This is a genomic window from Photobacterium arenosum, from assembly GCF_014841115.1.
GTDB lineage: Bacteria > Pseudomonadota > Gammaproteobacteria > Enterobacterales > Vibrionaceae > Photobacterium > Photobacterium arenosum.
This window is the reverse complement of the sequence record NZ_JACYTP010000002.1, coordinates 532,884-546,390: the sequence shown is the minus strand read 5'-3', so window position 1 is coordinate 546,390 and position 13,507 is coordinate 532,884. Positions and strand designations below refer to the sequence as shown.

Annotated in this window: 12 protein-coding genes; 5 read left to right on the top strand and 7 right to left on the bottom strand. The window is 52.1% G+C overall.

The genetic code is table 11. The features are described from left to right. Positions 1-20 precede the first annotated feature (20 nt). The 4 genes from bioD to bioB are packed head-to-tail and all read right to left on the bottom strand — an operon-like array spanning position 21 to position 3,725. Positions 21-698, bottom strand: coding sequence for a dethiobiotin synthase (gene bioD / locus IFO68_RS05710; RefSeq protein ID WP_192014983.1), 678 nt, complete (start codon positions 696-698; stop codon positions 21-23). Beyond that, a complete protein-coding gene (bioC, locus tag IFO68_RS05705; RefSeq protein WP_225445053.1) occupies positions 691-1,470 on the bottom strand; it encodes a malonyl-ACP O-methyltransferase BioC in 780 nt (259 codons plus the stop codon). The genes bioD and bioC overlap by 8 nt, the downstream gene beginning before the upstream one ends. A gap of 16 nt (positions 1,471-1,486) precedes the next feature. Next, positions 1,487-2,686: an 8-amino-7-oxononanoate synthase gene (gene bioF, locus IFO68_RS05700; protein ID WP_192014981.1), complete on the bottom strand. Its 1,200-nt coding sequence runs from the start codon at positions 2,684-2,686 to the stop codon at positions 1,487-1,489. Continuing rightward, on the bottom strand, positions 2,673-3,725 hold the full coding sequence (gene bioB / locus IFO68_RS05695; protein ID WP_192014980.1) for a biotin synthase BioB: 1,053 nt from the start codon (positions 3,723-3,725) through the stop codon (positions 2,673-2,675). Before bioB ends, bioF begins: the two co-directional genes overlap by 14 nt. A 191-nt stretch (positions 3,726-3,916) precedes the next feature. Between bioB and bioA the strand changes: the two genes are divergently transcribed. Next, positions 3,917-5,176 carry an adenosylmethionine--8-amino-7-oxononanoate transaminase gene (bioA, locus tag IFO68_RS05690; RefSeq protein WP_192015063.1) on the top strand — a complete coding sequence of 420 codons (1,260 nt, stop codon included), beginning with the start codon at positions 3,917-3,919 and terminating at the stop codon, positions 5,174-5,176. 130 nt (positions 5,177-5,306) lie between these two features. Further along, entirely contained in the window at positions 5,307-5,876 is a 570-nt protein-coding gene (locus tag IFO68_RS05685; protein WP_192015062.1) for an LON peptidase substrate-binding domain-containing protein, read from the top strand. Positions 5,877-5,885: 9 nt separating this feature from the next. Here the strand turns inward: IFO68_RS05685 and IFO68_RS05680 are convergent, their stop codons facing one another. Together IFO68_RS05680 and mlc are read right to left on the bottom strand one after the other, a co-directional pair. Beyond that, positions 5,886-6,251, bottom strand: a complete 366-nt coding sequence (locus IFO68_RS05680; protein WP_192014979.1) for a thiol-disulfide oxidoreductase DCC family protein — start codon at positions 6,249-6,251, stop codon at positions 5,886-5,888. Positions 6,252-6,370: 119 nt separating this feature from the next. Next, positions 6,371-7,588 carry a sugar metabolism global transcriptional regulator Mlc gene (gene mlc / locus IFO68_RS05675; RefSeq protein WP_192014978.1) on the bottom strand — a complete coding sequence of 406 codons (1,218 nt, stop codon included), beginning with the start codon at positions 7,586-7,588 and terminating at the stop codon, positions 6,371-6,373. 282 nt (positions 7,589-7,870) lie between these two features. On the opposite strand from mlc, the gene queE reads away from it, so the two are divergent. The 3 genes from queE (at position 7,871) to asnS (ending at position 13,215) form a co-directional block, all read left to right on the top strand. Beyond that, positions 7,871-8,539 (top strand): 7-carboxy-7-deazaguanine synthase QueE, encoded by a 669-nt coding sequence (gene queE / locus IFO68_RS05670; RefSeq protein ID WP_192014977.1) that lies wholly within the window; start codon positions 7,871-7,873, stop codon positions 8,537-8,539. 206 nt (positions 8,540-8,745) lie between these two features. Further along, on the top strand, positions 8,746-11,607 hold the full coding sequence (locus tag IFO68_RS05665) for a hypothetical protein (RefSeq protein WP_192014976.1): 2,862 nt from the start codon (positions 8,746-8,748) through the stop codon (positions 11,605-11,607). Between the two features lie 207 nt (positions 11,608-11,814). Beyond that, positions 11,815-13,215, top strand: a complete 1,401-nt coding sequence (gene asnS / locus IFO68_RS05660) for an asparagine--tRNA ligase (RefSeq protein WP_192014975.1) — start codon at positions 11,815-11,817, stop codon at positions 13,213-13,215. A gap of 8 nt (positions 13,216-13,223) precedes the next feature. Here the strand turns inward: asnS and IFO68_RS21980 are convergent, their stop codons facing one another. Beyond that, positions 13,224-13,355 (bottom strand): hypothetical protein, encoded by a 132-nt coding sequence (locus IFO68_RS21980; protein WP_272872718.1) that lies wholly within the window; start codon positions 13,353-13,355, stop codon positions 13,224-13,226. Positions 13,356-13,507 lie beyond the last annotated feature (152 nt).

The window sequence follows — 13,507 nt, the reverse complement described above, 5'->3', positions numbered from 1 at the left end:
GATAAAATGGAAAAAACGGTTTAAACCAAAAGATCCATATTCAGGTAGGCCGTTAAGTCCCGCTTGGCAATACCGGGCAAATAGGGGATTTCACCTAACTTTGGGGCGGGCAGGTAAGATTCAAGATACTTCAGGTTATCCTCATAACAATGGGTATCCGGATCAACAAGGTTTGCCACCCAACCGGCCAGCGTCAGGCCATCATTTTGAATCGCTTCTGCGGTCAGCATCGCATGATTCAGGCAACCCAGTTTCACCCCCACCACTAATATGACTGCCATTTCTTCCTGCTTTACCCAGTCAGACAGTTTCATTGTGTCGGAAAGAGGAACACGCCACCCGCCGGCACCTTCAACAAACACCACATCACTTTTTTGCTTCAGCTTTGATAAACCTTCAGACAATCTGGCAGGATCTATGCTAATACCTGCCTGCTTTGCTGCAATATGAGGCGCGATGGGCGGCTCAAACGTATAAGGGTTAACTTCTTCATACTGCAATTCTGGCTGGGAAGCGGCTTGTAAAAACAGTGCATCAGAATTGCGCATACCATAAGCGGTCAGCGTACTGCCTGATGCAATCGGTTTAAACCCTGCTGTTCTTTGCCCAGAGCGAACACAGGATTCAATTAAAGTACGGGTAACTACCGTTTTTCCTGCATCGGTATCCGTTCCTGTAACAAAAAATGCGTTAGACATTTGTGAACACTCCAAAACAAACTTGATACGTTGCGGGTAATTGACCCGTACTGTCGCGAAAACACGCATAGGCATTTTCGATCCGGTTCAGCGCCGTCCGGCCGAACATCCCTTGCCGACGCTGCTCCGACAGGTGAGTGGCACCTATCCCCTTCAGATCCTTCATTAAATCCAGTGCACGCTCATAATGCATAACCACTGGCTTAACCGATAACTCTGCCGCATTCAGCCCCGCCTCTGCCACGGCCTGTGAAAGCTGAGTGACAGAGTCAAACTGATTGACATGCCGCTGCGTATCAACCGATTGCCACGCGCGTTCAAGCTCAAACAATGTGCCCTCTGCCAGCGTGGTGATTCCAATCACCCCGCCCGGTTTGACAACCCGCTGCAACTCCCGCAGCGGAACGGCAAGATCTGAGCACCATTGCAGAGCAAGACTGGAAAAGGCCGCATCAAAGTGGTTGTCCGGAAATGGCAGCGATTCGGCATCAGCGACACAAAACACGCCTGCGCCATCACAGCGCGCTTTGGCCTGCGCCAGCATTTGTTCTGACAGATCAATGGCTGTGGTCTGGTAGTGCATGGCCTGCAGCTGGCGGGTGAAATACCCGGTTCCGCATCCGGTATCCAGCCAGTGGCTGCCTTCCGGCAGGCTGGGTAATGTATCCAGCAATTGGTGTCCCACCTGTCGCTGAAAAGCCGCCGATTGATCATATTGTTTTGCAGCTTTACCAAAACTGGCGGCAATCGCCTGCTTGTCTGAATCAGACAAGTTCTGATTCCGTGGCCTAACCGCCACTGTCGGACTGATTTCCTGCATCCTGTACCTCTTCAAAAGACGCATTCAACGATGTTGCCAACGCTTTGACTTGTTTCTCTGTATGGCTGGCAGACAGGGTAATACGTAATCTGGCCTGATTGACCGGCACTGTGGGCGGTCGGATAGCCGACACCCAAATGCCTTTTTCAGCCAGAGCTGCAGACAGGTTTATTGCCAGTTCACTGCTGCCCAGCAATACAGGTTTGATCGGTGTTTCTGTCGCAACCAGACCCACTTCCGGCAATAGTTCGTCTGCCAGAATATGTCCTAATGCTGCCAGCTTCTCCCTGCGCCAGTCTCCACTCTGGACCAGATCGCAAGCGGTACACAGTGCATGTGCCTGTGCCGGCGGCATCGCCGTCGAGTAGATATAATGCCGCGCAAACTGAATCAGGTATTCTGCAACCTCATCGCTGCACAACACCGCCGCGCCGTGCATGCCGAAGGCTTTGCCAAATGTGACAATGCTGATCTCAGGTTTAATGCCTGCCAGCGCCGCACTGCCCCGACCGCCTTCCCCCAGCACCCCGCAACCATGGGCATCATCAACCATCAGCCAGCTTTGTGAAGCACTGCACAGGGCTGAGATCGCCGCCAGCGGCGCCTGATCACCATCCATGCTGAACACGCCTTCCGTTACCACCAGAGTAGCGGCACAATCGCCTGACCCGGCTTTTAATAATGCATCCAGGGCATTGAGATCGTTGTGAGCAAAGCGGCGCATGAGCGCCGGTGATAAGAGGCCCGCTTCCATCAAAGAGGCATGATTCAGCTTGTCCTGGATCAGCCGGTCTGATTTGCCGAGTAAGGCAAACAGCACCGCCTGATTGGCACTGAATCCGGTACTGAATAACAAGGCTCTGTCGTACCCCAGCCAATCCGCCAGCCGGTACTCAAGCTCTGCATGCGGTACCTGATGCCCGGTCACCAAAGGTGAACCGCCACTGCCTGCGCCATAAACAGACAACCCCTGCTGCCAGGCCGCGATCAATTCCGGGCACTGAGCCAGTCCCAGATAATCGTTACTGGAAAAGTTAATATGCGCTTGTTGTTTACCGGCAAACTGCACGCAGGATGGCTGCCTGCTGAGTGGCTTTCTCTGACGATACAGTCCCTGAGTCTGTCGCTGACTCAGGGACTGTGATATCCGGGAATTAAAGAGAGGCATCGTAGAACAAGTCATCTGCTGCCGGGCGGGCAGCCACACGCTGTGCTACCTGACCAAGCAGTTCATGTTCCTGATACTCATCCGGCTTAGCGGCTTTTTCCTGCCGGTTAATACCCAGCTTGTTAAACAACTGCATGTCTTTGTCTTCTTCCGGGTTAGGTGTGGTCAGCAGCTTGCATCCGTAGAACACAGAGTTAGCGCCCGCCATAAAGCACAGTGTCTGAGTTTCTTCACTCATTCCCTCACGGCCAGCCGACAAGCGAACAGCGGAAGCCGGCATCATAATGCGGGCAACCGCGATGATGCGGACAAAGTCCAGCGGATCGACATCATCCACGCTATCAAGCGGCGTCCCTTTAACTTTCACCAGCATATTGATAGGTACGCTTTCCGGGTGCACCGGCAGGTTCGCCAGCTCAACCAGCAGGCCTGCCCTGTCACGCGCACTTTCGCCCATTCCTATAATTCCGCCGGAGCAAATCTTCATACCGGCATCACGCACATGCGACAGCGTATCCAGACGATCCTGATAAGTACGGGTGGTAATGATATTGCCGTAATACTCAGGCGAGGTATCCAGATTGTGGTTATAGTAATCCAGACCGGCATCGGCCAGCGTGCTGGCCTGATCGCCGGTAATCATGCCCAGCGTCATACAGGTTTCCAGCCCCATAGACTTCACACCGCGTACCATTTCCAGCAGGTACGGCATGTCGCGCTCTTTGGGGTTTTTCCAGGCTGCGCCCATACAGAAACGTGTCGCACCCGAGCTTTTGGCTTTTTCTGCCGCATCCAGCACCCGCTCAACTTCCATCAGGCGTTCACGGTCAACGTCGGTGCGGTAGTGGGCACTCTGCGGGCAGTATTTACAGTCTTCCGGGCAGGCGCCGGTTTTGATCGACAGCAGGGTGCTGACCTGAACCTTGTTGGGTTCATGATACTGACGGTGAACTTGCTGCGCTTCAAACACCAGATCCATGAAGGGTTTTTCAAACAGCGCCTGCACTTCTGCAACGCTCCAATCGTGTCTCACTTCCACGTGTAAACCTCTTTATTTGTTCTTATTACCCGCAGATTGATCACGATAACCGTAACAATTCCACGGGTTTGAATACTTGCAAGTCTACTTTCAGTAAGTACACTGTCAACCACAAAGAAAATACAGGGTTTACATCTGTGCAAAACATCACCAGTAAAAAGAACTCCTCCAACCACTTCACGGCTTCACAGGTGGATTTGGACTACGATCGTCAGCATGTCTGGCACCCGTACACCTCCACCATTAACCCGCTACCCTGCTACCCTGTGACTCATGCTGATGGCGTGACCCTGTATCTGGAAGATGGCCGGGAACTGATTGATGGTATGTCTTCCTGGTGGTCGGCGATTCACGGTTACAATCACCCGGTACTGAATCAGGCCGCACAGGATCAGCTGGGCAGGATGTCGCATGTCATGTTCGGCGGCCTTACCCACCAGCCTGCGGTTGAATTGTGCCGCAAACTGATTGCCATGACGCCTGAGCCTCTGCAGCAGGTATTCCTGGCAGATTCCGGTTCAGTGTCGGTGGAAGTGGCTTTGAAGATGGCGCTTCAGTACTGGCACGCAAAAGGTGAACCACGGGCAAAATTCCTGACACTGCGGCATGGTTATCACGGTGATACCTTTGCCGCTATGTCGGTCACTGATCCCGATAACTCAATGCACAGCCTGTATAAAGGATTTCTGCCAGAGCATCTTTTTGCAGATTCGCCCACGCTCGGATTTCATGACGAGTGGGATGAGAGTGATATTGCCGACTTCGCTGCCAAACTCGATGATCATCATCAGGACATTGCCGCTGTCATCCTGGAACCTGTCGTTCAGGGCGCAGGAGGAATGCGTATCTACCACCCTACCTTTCTTCGTCGTGTGCGAGAATTGTGCGATGTCTATGGTGTGCTGCTGATTGTCGATGAGATTGCGACCGGGTTTGGCCGGACAGGCAAACTCTTCGCCTGTGAACATGCCGGCATCAGCCCGGATATCATGTGTGTCGGTAAAGCATTGACCGGCGGCTATATGACCCTGGCTGCAACCCTGACCACCAAGCACCTTGCCGACACAGTGTGCAGCGGTGCTGCAGGCTGCTTTATGCACGGCCCGACTTTCATGGGCAATCCGCTGGCCTGCGCCGTGGCCAATGCCAGTCTGTCTTTGCTGGAAACGGGTGAATGGCAGCAGCAGGTCAGCCAGATTGAAGCGCAACTGGCTGAATTACTGCCCGTGGTCGCTCAGTCTGACAAAGTGAAAGCCATTCGCTGGCTCGGTGCAATTGGTGTGGTGGAGTTGTATGAACCTGTGGACATGGTCACGATACAGCAAAGTTTTGTAGACAATGGTGTCTGGATTCGTCCATTCGGTAAACTTATCTACATCATGCCGCCATTTATCATTAATAATCAGCAGCTTAATAAACTGATTTTCGCCATTTTACAATCATTGCACTAATATCGAAAAACAGACAGATCCTCATGTTTGACCAGATATACTCTATGTAAGAGTCATTGTAAGGCCGTCATATAATACACCGCACCATTTAGCGGCCTTTTACAAACATGCTGTCAGAAGGCCAAGTATGATGCAGTTACCCCTTTTCCCGCTCAGACTCTATGTGTTGCCGGGAGGCGTTAGTAAACTGAGAATTTTTGAGCCCCGCTATACCCGCTTAGTGACATTGGCGATGTCATCAGGCGATGGTTTTGGCTTGTGCATGAAAGATGGTGATTCTCTGTGTCATTTCGGCACCCGGGTCGAAATCACAGATTTTGAACAATTACCTGACGGATTACTGGGCATCACTATACGGGGTATAGAAAAATTCGTTATCAACAATCACTGGCAGGAAAAAGACGGCCTGAGATTTGGCGAGGTCAGTGCGATAAAAAACTGGACACCCAGTTCCACCCGCTTCATCGACAAACCCATTGCCAATAGCCTGGAAGCCTTGTTTGATGAATATCCCGATTACGCCGCAAATTACCCGGATCCCGACTTTACTGACATGGCCTGGGTCTGCCAGCGATGGCTGGAAATACTGCCTTTAGAAACTAATCAAAAACAATGGTTTATGAGCCGGAATGACCATCGTGCAGCACTGTCTTTCTTGCACAATGTGATAGATGAAGAGCTCAGGCACGACGATATATAGCGCCGCCGTTTAACCTCGCCCCTCGCGGGCTAACCGCTGATCAACCATACGGCGATAAACGGCAGATAACACCTGCCGGATGCCGGAAAGCCCCATCAGCCAGGCCACAGGCCGCATCCACCAGATTTGTTTAAGCAGCAGTATATAGGCATCCATTTCCTTGTGAACCGCCCCGTTGTTGTCCTGAACGTGCAGCTCTCTCAGCGCTTCGTCGGGCACAATGCCCATCGCGGCCAACTCTTCATCTTTACCGGTAATGTCGTACCATTCCACCAGATGCGGATGCTTACCCAGCCAGGATTCATACCATTTCCGGTCGCGGACACAGGTCGGGCAGGCTCCGTCATAAAACACAGTGATTTTGCTTGTTTTCATGAAGGTTCTCCTGATCGCCGGACGCTTACTTTAAGTCTGGCTGATAACGGGTAATAGGCATAAAAAACGCAGCGAACGGGTAGTTTACTGCGTTTTACCAAAGTTGCATCTGAAAGCGGCTAGCCTTCTTCAATCAGCTTCACCAGCAGATGGCCGTCATACATGGCCTGCTTCACCAGCGCGGCGGCAGGCATGGTCGCCTGGGTATAAAAACTGGTTTCTTCAATACGCAGATCCTGATTGTACACAGGCAAAGACTGGCTCTTTACACACTCAATAATGGCGGGATACAACACCGATTTGGCCTGATTGAATTCGCCGCCGATCAGCACCTTCTCAGGGTTGAACAGATTGACCATAATGGCAATGGCCCGGCCTAAGTGGAAGCCCAGCTCAGTGATCACCTGATATGCCAGCGGATCGCCCTGCACGGCAGCCTCACAAATGGTCTCGATAGTCAGTTCTTTGCCGTACAATGATGACCCTTCCCCCAAGGCCAGGCGGGATTTCACCTGCTGCCTGACGGCCTGTAAACTGGCTACCGTTTCCAGGCATCCTTTATTGCCGCAATAACAGGGAAGACCATCAGGTTGGATCTGAATATGGCCCAGCTCGCCGATGTTGCCAATCCGGCCCTGTAACACTTTGTTATCCAGAATGATGCCTGCACCCACCCCATGATGAATGGAGATCAGGATAGAATTCGCCACATCTTTGGCATTGCCGAACAGTTGCTCGGCCAACGCCCAGGAACGGGTATCGTTGCCGATAAAAACCGGCAGGCCCGTTGCTTCATGAATTGCCGGTCCTAAAGGTAAATCTTTCACTTCATAGTGTGGCATTTGCAGCACCATGCCTTTATCGGAATTCACCAAGCCCGGTAAGGAAACGGCAATAGCGGTAATGCGATCCAGCTGCTTGGCGTGGCGGGCAAAAAAGCTTTCAATTTCACCGAGCAGCTTTTGCAACACATCATTTTGCGCCAGTTCTTCGATATCCTGACGCTCCTCGAACAGTATGTCGCCACCCTGCTCATGCAAGGCAATGGTCAGGTAACCCCGGCCAAGACGAATACCTAAAAATTGCCAGCCATCATTATCGGGTACTAAGCCAATGGCCGGACGGCCGCGATTGCCTGATTCCTGAATTTCAGCTTCTTTGATCAGATGCCCGTCAAACAGCTCACGGGTGATTTTGGTAATACTGGCTGGCGCTAACTGGCTCTTTTTCGACAGCTCGATACGGGAAATAGGCCCATACTGATCGATAAGTTTGTAGACGCTTCCGGCATTGTTTCTTTTGATATGATCGATATGACCGGGTTGAGCGACATACATGCTCTGGATCCTCAAAGGTTAACGAATACGCAAGAAATTGAATTTTTTTACTTTGCGAAGTAATTGTGAAGCCCCTTGTGCCAAGGACGTGAACCCAGTCACGACCAGCCTGTCCCTTTTGGTCTTCGCATTACCGGGCCGGACAAACAAGCAGCATGATTGAAAGATATGTGGCTCTAGAGACAATGACGCAGGGTTCTGACATAATACGCGCCCTTTGAGGCTCAGGGTACCAAAACACCCTTTTTCACGTTAACTTGATTGATTGTTTTGAGGTCAGCCGTGTACAAAATCAATGAAATCTTTGAAACCATCCAGGGTGAAGGTGTTTTCACAGGCGTGCCGGCTATTTTTGTCCGTCTGCAAGTCTGCCCTGTCGGCTGTGCCTGGTGCGACACAAAACAAACCTGGAGCGCCGAGCCTCAGGACGAAGTTAACGTCAGCACTATGCTTACCAAACAGGGCGACTCGCCAAGCTGGACGTCTCTGGATGCCGGCGGCATTGTCAACCTACTGATTGAGCAGGGATACACAGCTCGTCATGTCGTAATTACCGGTGGCGAACCTTGTCTGTATGACTTACGCCCGCTGACTGAACAACTGGAAGCCAACGGCTTTGGCTGCCAGATTGAAACCAGTGGCACTTACGAGGTGCTGGCCACAGACAAGACCTGGGTGACTGTCTCGCCGAAAATTAACATGAAAGGCAAGCTGCCGGTTCTGCCCGGCGCACTGTCACGCGCTAATGAAATCAAGCACCCTGTCGGGACGCAAAAGGATATCGACCAGTTAGATGCGCTGTTAGCCGGTGTGCCGCTGCAGGACAAGGTTACCATCGCCCTGCAGCCCATCAGCCAGAAAACCAGAGCTACCGAACTTTGCATTCAAACCTGTATTGCCCGGAACTGGCGTCTGTCTATCCAGACACATAAATACCTGTCGATTGCCTGATTAAGCTGACACCTCAGCCCCACCTGTTTTCGGTCGTCTCAATTCTTAGATGCTGTCTCAACAGATGAGACGACCCATAGGGTTTTACATTCCCCTGCCCACCGTTTACCTATACTCAGCCCAAACACCGAAACCAATCCAGCCGCCTATGATCGGCCATGAGATTGGTATAACACGTGCTGCATTGAGTATTCAGGGGAAATGTTATGCGCACCTATCTGAGACTTGGTCTGAGCCTGTTTCTGGCTGGACTGCTTTCTGCGTGCGGTGGCGGCGGAGATGATGCAGGCATTCAACCTGCTGAGCTGCCACCCGTCAAAACCAAATTTACCGTCACTGTCGACTTGCCTGCCGGGTTGATGACAGCACAGCAAAGGCTGAGCTGGAGTCCTGTCAGCCAGGCTTACGCGGCCACACCGGATCTGTATCAGGACAACTTTGCTGTACTGTTTATCAATCAGCAGGGCAAAGTGATGGGTCAGGGTGACATCACCAGTTTTGCGATGACAGACGGTAACTACAGTATTGAAGCTCAGGTGCCACTGCTGCTGCATGGCGTGCTGGTGCTGGATCTCAATGGCGTGCCGCAATTTGCCATCGGCGACGACTTACCGACCAATCTCTTCATGACACCGTTAACGGACACCGAGATCGCCCTGTCCCTGAAAACCACACTCGCCTACCGTGCGTTGATAAAACGCGTCGCCACAGACGGCCATTGGGGCATATTTGGTGAAACTGTCAGTGACCCCAGTAATATCGATGTCCGGGATGCCGGCGATTTCGTTAATGAGCTGGCTGATGAACTGAGTGTCACCCTGATCCCCAAACTGGGGCTCAATGGCGTCAGCCTGAGCAATCTGATGTCGCTCAGCATAGTCAACGACATCCTTGAAGGCATCATGACCCGCAAATACACCGAGCTGACGGCACAAAAAGACGAGATAGCCACCATCTTCAACTCGGGTTTCTGGCGACTGGCCAGCCACAGCTCAAACACCGGCAGCACGCTAGAAGCCGATATGATGGACTACAGCAGCCCGGATACCGCTGACAATGAAACCCGTCAGATCGACTGGCGCTGGACCAAAAATGGCGACAGTGATATCACATTGACGGAAGATTTCACCTACCTCAGCGAACAAGGGTTGGTTCAGTTCGACAGCAAAGAAGACGCGATTAAAGGCCAGATCCTGACCTCCAGCGGATGGAAGGATCTGTACGAGTATTTCAAGGTGCTGATTTCGTCCAGCAGCACCGCCAGCATGACAGATGCCGGACTCGAAGAAGCCGATGGCCGCAACATCACCATGCGGGTCAACAGCTATTCACTGGCGGGCCTGAAAATGCATGATTTTCTCACCACCAAAGAAAACCACTTCATGACCCGCTACGTGCCCGCCGACACCACCTTTGGCGAGGCTGCCAAAGGCTACTATTTCACCTGGAATCCGGTGGCTACCCGTATGCTGCTGTGTAACACACAGGTCGGTGGCGACGAGTGTACTGTGGCGCCCAGAGACAACCCGACCGTCCCCTACACAGCCCTTGAGGATATGGTATCGGTAGAACGCGCTGGCAGTATTGAGCAGGTCAACGGTTACCATCTGACCGATAACGTCGTGGTGGAGTTGGTACTTAACGGCACGCATCAGGCCAACTACTGGGTCAATGTCGGCGGTGATGACTGGATTGTAGTTGAAACCGGTATCTGGGGTGCGGTGTCGACCCTGGGCAAAGAGATGTTCCAGTTCGCCGTACCTGATGTTGTCAAACAACTTGCCAACCATTACCCCTTTGATACGCCCTACTTATTTTTGGTCGTCGAACAAGGGGCGGTTCATCAGGGTGAGGCCATTCTGAAAGACACCGACTACCACTTTGCCGGCTTTAATAACGCCGCCAAAGACGAGATCTATGCGGTGACTTCCCGTGACAATCTGCCTGCTTTTGGCGACTGCAGCTTTGGCAATACCTCCCCTGCCACTGAAGATCAGTTCCTCAATTCTGTGACAGAATGTGGCGGCGATGAGCGTTTCGTCACAGACAGTGTCAACAGCCTGGTTGATCAGCATCTGGTACAAATCTCCACTGACCCGAGCTCGCTGGGCGAGCTGGAAACCCTGATCCTGAAAAGCGACAACACCTGGGAGTATTACCTCAACACCGTTTTGCAACCGGGCAGCAGCAATCGCAGCTGGCAGTTGAATGACAAGGGTTTCCTGCGTCTGACTGAAAACAGCAATGATACCTTCAGCGATTACCAGTTATGGGCGCTCACCCACAAGAAATACCAGGATCGTCCGATTCTGGCCGTCAAATATTACAGTCAGAGTGACTTAGGCGGGGCCAATAACAGCGTCATTGATAACCTGATGACCAAGCAATATACCCCCGACACTCTGGTTGCCTGCACCGCCAACGATTCTGGCTGGAACAGCGGCAGCCAGATGCCTGCAACAGCAAAAACCAAGGCTACCTTCACCAGCCAGGCAGCCAGCTGTACCGTCAGCTGGGAAGGGAGAACCCCCCGCTTCACCCAGAACATGCTGGCAGGTAAAGCCCTGACGTTCAGCGATACCTCCCGTCATTTGGTATTAAATGCGCAGGCAGACAGCCAGAGCGGCTTTAATACCGGTCGCTACAAAGACAGCGACGGCTGTGGCTTTGACATCCCGATCCGCTGGAAACTCGAAGCGGATGGCACTCTGTATTACGAAAATGCCATGTCTCAGGCGCAGATTGATGAAACCTTCAGCAATGGCGCGAAAAAATTCCCGACCGGCAACTTCAAAGAGTGGATAAAAGTCTCAGATACCGATGGTCTGGCATTCACGGTCAAAGGCTTCAATCATTTCACCCGCTGGCAGAGTGCGACACCGGCTCTGGGTGCAGACGACGGCGAGATGTGGAGCGATCTGGTTGCGCTGATCCCGGCAGCGAATGTGCCGGCCTTTACGGTGCAGACCCCCACAGAAGCCCCGCTTCCTGACAGCCCGTACCCCGGCACCATATTAAGGGACGGACAAACATGCGACTTAACACCGCCGGCGACACCCGCGCCTTAGGTTAAAAATCACTCTGGCGGTCTTAAACCGGCCGCCAGAGTTGCCTCAACGATTATTTAATCAACACAAAACACGACACAATGTGATTATTTCCCATCAGGTAACGCATCAAGGCTTGATGCTTGTGTCAAGACAGGTAATATTGCTGTTTTGGACAGTAAATTAAGCACAGCACTCAGTCGTGCCTAAACGGAGAATAATGACATCATGACTTACGCGCCTGTTTCAGACGTACTGAGCGGTAAGATTGCGGTAGACAGTGAAATCACTGTACGCGGTTGGATCCGTTCACGTCGGGATTCCAAAGCCGGAATCTCTTTCCTTGCCATCTATGACGGCTCTTGTTTCGACCCGATTCAGGCCGTGGTCCCGAATGCACTGAATAATTACCAGGAAGAAGTCCTGAAGCTGACAACTGGCTGTTCGGTGGAAGTAACGGGTAAAGTGGTTGAATCTCCGGCTCAGGGTCAGGACTTCGAACTGGCAGCGACTGACGTCAAAGTGGTTGGCTGGGTTGATGACCCTGACACCTACCCAATGGCGAAAACACGCCACTCGATTGAGTACCTGCGTGAAGTGGCCCACCTGCGTCCGCGTACCAATGTGATTGGCGCGGTTGCCCGTGTGCGTAACTGTCTGTCTCAGGCCATTCACCGCTTCTATCACGAGCAGGGTTACTTCTGGGTCTCTGCACCGCTGATCACTGCCGCTGACGCAGAAGGTGCCGGTGAGATGTTCCGCGTGTCTACGCTGGATCTGGAAAACTTGCCACGTACCGAACAAGGCAATGTCGATTTCAACGAAGATTTCTTCGGCAAAGAGACTTTCCTGACGGTTTCCGGCCAGCTGAACGCTGAAGCCTACGCCTGTGCTCTGAGCAAAGTGTACACTTTCGGCCCGACTTTCCGTGCTGAAAACTCCAACACCAGCCGTCACCTGGCTGAGTTCTGGATGGTTGAACCAGAAGTGGCATTCGCGGATCTGAACGATGTCGCTAAACTGGCAGAAGACATGCTGAAGTATGTGTTCAAAGCCGTGCTGGCTGAGCGCCGCGATGATCTGGAATTCTTCGCACAGCGCATCAACAAAGAAGCAATCACCCGTCTGGAGAAATTTGTAGATTCTGATTTCGCTCAGGTTGACTACACAGATGCCATTGAGATCCTGAGAGCGTCCGGCCGTCAGTTCGAGTTCGACGTTGAGTGGGGTATCGACCTGTCTTCTGAGCACGAGCGTTATCTGGCGGAAGAGCACTTTAACGCGCCTGTTATCGTGAAGAACTACCCGAAAGACATCAAAGCCTTCTACATGCGTATGAACGATGATGGCAAAACAGTAGCGGCCATGGATGTTCTGGCACCTGGCATTGGTGAAATCATCGGTGGTGCACAGCGTGAAGAGCGCCTGGACATTCTCGATCAGCGCATGCGTGCAATGAACATCGACCCGGAAGATATGAACTGGTACCGCGATCTGCGCCGTTACGGCACTGTACCACATGCCGGTTTCGGCCTGGGCTTTGAGCGTCTGGTTTCTTACGTAACCGGTGTGGCTAACGTTCGTGACGTAATTCCATTCCCACGTACACCGCGTTCCGCGAACTTCTAATCAGTCATTTATTCGGCTGATATCAAACCCTGCCAGCTTTCGCTCGCAGGGTTTTTTCTTGCCTGATCGACCACACCTTCGCCACTTAAGACAATATTCAGACAAATACTGGCTGTTATCGCGTGATGCAGACTATCCATTAAATGTTCACCCAGAATTGACGCACTCTTTATATGGAATTATGTCACCCAATCCATCTGACTTATTAAGCGTAAAATATACTCTGTGGGCATAAATAATAATCGCTGATTTCAGCTTTGCTTACTTTTTCTGCCACTAAATTTGCATTCTT